The sequence below is a fragment of the Porphyromonas sp. CAG:1061 genome (genome assembly GCF_000435035.1).
GTDB classification, from domain to species: Bacteria; Bacteroidota; Bacteroidia; order Bacteroidales; family Porphyromonadaceae; genus Porphyromonas_A; species Porphyromonas_A somerae.
Window position 1 is genome coordinate 1 of sequence record NZ_HF988874.1, and the last position, 4,460, is coordinate 4,460.

Here is a 4,460-nt window from a genome sequence, read left to right on the forward strand (position 1 = left end):
CGTGCGGAATGGATTCCGCAGGGCTACGGAATACGTTCCGCACGCATACGGAATATGGGGGCGGGGCGGTGTGGTATTCCTGAAAATGTACACACTCCGTGCCCTCTATTCCTGAAATGGTAGACACTCCGTGCAACAGCCTCCTTCATGGAAAGACCTCCTCTAATGCGTAACCCCTGATATCCCACCGAATTAACATTCGGATCATAAAACTCTTCATTACCCTTTCTCCTTACATTTAATCAGTTTATAGTGCCAGTTGTAAATAATAACTGTCTAAAAATTAACTGTTGTGTAACGTACAACATTTGTATTGTATATAAATTATTGGTACATTTGTGCGTCAGCATGAAGTTTAATATGCTATTAGTAACGAATGATTCGTTATAAAGAGTTTGTATCGTACATTCTCAAGAGATATTGTTATGAAGAGAACTAAAGTATTGTTATTGCTTTTGTGTTTGGCCGGAGCGTTGGCTTTTAATCCCAAAGCTTATGGTCAGAAAGTGGCACTTAAGAGCAACCTTGCCCACTGGGCATTGATGGGCTCTCCTAATGCAGGAGTAGAATTTGCCTTGAGTCCTAAGTGGACAGTAGATGTCGATGGCGGTCTCAATCTATGGAAGTTCAGCGAGCCCCGCGAGTTTCGTCATTGGGTAGTTCAGCCCGAGCTCCGCTATTGGTTTTGTGAATCCTTCAATCAGACCTTTATTGGTCTTCACGGCCATGTAGGTCAGGCCAATGTTGGCGGGTGGAATATCCCCATTGGTCGGCTAGATCGATTCAAAGACAACCGTTACGAAGGTACCTTCTATGGTGCGGGCATCAGCCTCGGTCACCAGTTTGTCCTCTCACCCCTTATGAATATTGAGCTTTCAGTAGGTGGTGGATGGGCACGCATCGACTACCGGAAGTTCGACTGCGCCACCTGTGGTCGACAGATATCCGATGGTAAGTACGATTACTTTGGCGTCACCCGTGCGACTCTTTCACTTCTATTCTTCCTTAAATAAAAGACTCTGATGATGAAAAATAGTTTCCATATACGTCTCAGTTTTGCATTAGCACTACTCACCCTCGCTGGCTCTGCTGTAGCCCAGGACTTGAGTGGGCAGATGACCCCCACCCATTCCCTCTATACACGCGAGGGTGGCAAGGTGGCGATTGCAGTAGACTTTGACCTCGGTAAGAGCAAAGTCAAGACTAATGACTTCTATCTTATTACCCCACAGCTAGTAAGTAATGTAGATACCAAGAAGGCGTGCCAGCTTCCCCCATTTATGGTAGCCGGCAAAACCCGGGCAACCATCCTAGAGCGCAACGAACGCTACGGCAATCAACCAGATTATATGGAGGCCAATCCCCACATTGTGGTGCGCAATAATGGCCTCGCACAGGTCTACAACTACTCAGCCCAGGTGCCTTTTGAACCCTGGATGATGGATGCTCACCTAGAGCTCATCGAGTGGGCAAGTGGCTGTGCCGATTGTGATAAAGGAATGACTACCACCCTTCTGGCAGAGCGGATCCTACGCGAGCCCAATTTCCAGTTGGCGTACGTCTCTCCAAAGGTCGAGGAACTCAAGGTTCGCTCCGATAAGTACACTGCTACCATTGGCTTCCCAGTCAATAGCGATGTGATCAAAGCTCCTTTTGGCAATAATAAAGAGGTCCTCAGCGAGGTGGATGCCAAGGTGGTAGAGATCCTCAATAATAAAGACCTCAATACCTCCAAGATCGAGATTGTCGGCTTCGCCTCTCCTGAGGCCTCTGCAGCCTACAATAAGCGACTCGCTGAGAAGCGTGCCGCTGCCTTTGCTGGTTATCTCTCCTCCCGCTATGCGGTCGATGCTCGCCACTTCACCTCTCAGGGCTATGGCGAGGATTGGGATAGAGCCGAGGAGCTAATCCGTGAGAATAGCATTGGTCTAGCCGATGCTACACGCCAGCAGGTGCTAGATATCATTCAGTCCACTCCCGATGTCGATGCCCGTGATGCCAAGATCAAGGCGATCGATGGTGGGGTCACCTACAAAAGACTCCTCACCGAGGTGTGGCCAAAGATCCGTCGTACCGAGTACACTATTAGCTACTCCGTACGCCCCTTCAACGTAGAGGAGGCAAAGCAACTGATCAAGACCAATCCAAAGCTGCTCTCTCTCAACGAGATGTACCTCGTAGCCAAGAGCTACAACCCTAGCTCCGAGGAGTACAAGCAGGTCTTTGATATCGCTAGCCGTCTCTACCCCAATGAGCCTGAGGCACTGATCAATTCAGCTGCTGCAGAGCTAGAGGTGGGAAGCTATGCACGTGCCCTCAAGGTGCTCCCCTCTTTGGGTAACCGCCCCGAGGCACTCAACAACCTAGGCGTCGCCACCGCCCTCGCAGGCAATAGAGAGCAGGCACGCACCCTACTAGAGCAGGCTGCCTCTCTTGGCTCAGAAGAGGCTAAGCACAACCTCTCCGAACTGGGCTTTTAATAACGAATCATAATTCGAGAAATAATAAGTAATATATAATTGTTTAATCAACTAAGAAAAAGCATGAAAAAGATTTCAACACTTCTTCTTACAGGTGCTACCGTTTTCGGTCTAGCTGCTTGTAACAATGAAAAGGGATTTACCCCTGACGAGGGTACTGTTGCTGGTAATACCAGTGCTCGTGTATCTGTAAGCATCGCTACCCCATCTAGCCTTAAGGCACAGCCACAAACTGATGAGGTTGGTCGTGACGCTGAGAGCCAGATCAAAACGATGCACCTTGTAGGCTTCGCAACTAAGGACTGGAATCCATCAGCAGTTGATGGTGATGGTTTCTGGAAAGCTGCTAATGGCAATTATACCATCGCTCCATTTGAGGTGAAGGCTGGTACAGGTGACCTTGCTATGGCACTTAATAAGGGTGACCTCTCTATCGCTATCACTCCAGAGAACCCATTCGGTGCTCAGACTTCTGCTATTGAGGATATCGCAAAGCTTTCTACTGATGGTAAGTTTGTGATGACTTCTGCTGCTGCTAAGAAGACTGTAATCGCTGGTATTACTGAGCAACAGGCTAAGGATGGATCTGATGAGACTGCCAACGTATTCAAGTTTGACCTAGAGCGTGTAGTAGCTCAAGCTTTCGTATCTAAGAAGGCTGGTCTTAAGGGTGAGGCTACTGATGGTTCTGGTGAGGTACAGCTAACTGACATGACCTACTCAGTGATGAATGGTGCTGCTCGCACTTACGTACTTGCTAGCCACGCTGGTGATAGAACTATGCAAGATGCTGGTAATTACAAAAATTATGAGTCTGCTATCCACACCAAGACTATTGCTGAGGCTCAGGCTGAAGGTCAAGACTTCTTGATCCGTATCGGTGATTTTGGTAAGCCTAATGACCAGCTTGGTGGTTACAAGGCGATTGCAGTTAATGAGAATGCTTATGCTACTGGTGGTCATGAGACAAATCCTGGTATCTACTTCCTTGAGAACTCATGTAGCACAGACTTCACTAATGTAGCTGACCGTAAGGAGGGTTACAGCCGTGTAGCTACGTCTAAGGTTTATGCTACTTTCGTACCAAAGACTGTTTATGGTGTTAAGGCTGATGCTGAGCAAACCTTTACTGCTGAGGCAGGTACCAAGATTTGGTACAAGAAGACTACTACTAAGGAAACGGTTGGTACAGAAGAAAAGACAACTATTACCTATAGCGATCGTACTATCTCTGACGCTAAGCCAACTGCTGCAGTTGAGGCTAACCAAGAGTGGGTTGAGGGTCGCGTAAGTTATGATAAGGCAGATATCGTTAAGGTAGCTTACACTGCTGGTACTACTTTCTATATTGGTGCTACTGATAATACAGCTTACATTTCTATTGAGGCTGCCCTAGCAAATGGCAATACCAAGGTCCACACTTATAAGGATGGTCGCTGCGGTTACTATGGTCTATTGAACCGTACGGTAGAGAAGGGTATTAAGTATGCCGACACTCGTCGTAACAATATCTATGCTCTATCTATTGCTAGCTTCTCTAGCCGTGGATTTAACTATGACCCTAACGATCCTAACGACCCTAACCTTCCAAAGCCAGATCCAAAGGATCCAGACGAGGACCCAACTCCAGACCACCACGATAATGACCTCGAGCCAGAGAAGGGCTTTATGCGTGTAGAGGCTAAGGTACTTCCTTGGAACCTTGTAACTCGTGACGTTCACCTATAATTAGGTATTCACAACTGCTCTAAACTGCCTAGGCAGTAGAGCAAGTTTTTCAAAACACAGTAGAATGGATGAGCTACAAGGCACCAAGGGCAAGGGTGCAGGGAGTGTACCTCCGTACATGACCCAGCCCGTGACCCGCAGGTAACGCAGTAGGTAACCATTATACGAAGTTTTAGGGTAGGGTGGGCTTGAACGCCCCCCTATCCGCGATAAATAAAGAGAGTGGAAGAGCGCGGCAGCGGTGCCATACAA

At 47.8% G+C, this 4,460-nt stretch carries 3 protein-coding genes; all 3 read left to right on the forward strand.

What is annotated here, in order from left to right; all coding sequences use genetic code 11:
• Positions 1-425 precede the first annotated feature (425 nt).
• The 3 genes from QVO39_RS01965 to QVO39_RS01975 all read left to right on the forward strand — a co-directional run bounded on the left by QVO39_RS01965 (position 426) and on the right by QVO39_RS01975 (position 4,208).
• Positions 426-1,013, forward strand: a complete 588-nt coding sequence (locus tag QVO39_RS01965; protein ID WP_288171539.1) for a DUF3575 domain-containing protein — start codon at positions 426-428, stop codon at positions 1,011-1,013.
• 9 nt (positions 1,014-1,022) lie between these two features.
• Complete coding sequence (locus QVO39_RS01970; protein WP_288171541.1) at positions 1,023-2,480, forward strand: OmpA family protein; 1,458 nt, start codon at positions 1,023-1,025, stop codon at positions 2,478-2,480.
• A gap of 63 nt (positions 2,481-2,543) precedes the next feature.
• Positions 2,544-4,208 (forward strand): Mfa1 family fimbria major subunit, encoded by a 1,665-nt coding sequence (locus QVO39_RS01975; RefSeq protein WP_288171543.1) that lies wholly within the window; start codon positions 2,544-2,546, stop codon positions 4,206-4,208.
• The last annotated feature ends 252 nt before the right edge of the window (positions 4,209-4,460 follow it).